We start from the raw sequence: 456 nt of genomic DNA, 5'->3' as shown, positions 1-456 counted from the left end.
ATTGGATATTAACCCCGCCAACCAGACCGCCGCGGGTATCTGCCCCTCAAGCGCCTGGCTCACTCACCTCACAGTGGATTAAAGCTGTATGAAACTGTCTGATTGCTGCTGCCTGCTTTCCAGCAGCTACGGCTGATGGCTTGCGCAGCTGTCGCGTAGAAAAGCTTATCGCCTTCAAGCGTGATATTTTTAGCATTACCGCTGTCGTTAACATCAAACTTGCCGGTTACCTGCCCCGATATCTTTTTAGCCTGCGCCTCAGCAGGATAACGCGGAGTTTCCTTAAAGATGCGTCCTTCACACTCTTTTTGTGAGACGGGATAACGAGCCTGCCCGGTATAGACGCAATTGTCCGTAGAGCGCGATTTGCTGCACCCTTCCGGTTTGAGCACCGCACAGCCAGCCAGTATCGAGATGGAAAGTATGCTTAAAAGAAATCGCGTCATTTTTGAATTG

1 protein-coding gene is annotated in these 456 nt (G+C 50.9%); it reads right to left on the bottom strand.

The annotated features are described in order from the left end of the window. Positions 1–68 precede the first annotated feature (68 nt). The coding region (locus ENTHG_RS00195) for an energy transducer TonB (RefSeq protein ID WP_237567433.1) at positions 69–456 on the bottom strand (388 nt) is incomplete at its 5' end.

The sequence above is a fragment of the Phytobacter massiliensis JC163 genome (assembly GCF_000321045.1).
GTDB classification, from domain to species: domain Bacteria; phylum Pseudomonadota; class Gammaproteobacteria; order Enterobacterales; family Enterobacteriaceae; genus Phytobacter_A; species Phytobacter_A massiliensis.
This window is presented reverse-complemented; position numbering and strand designations above follow the sequence as displayed.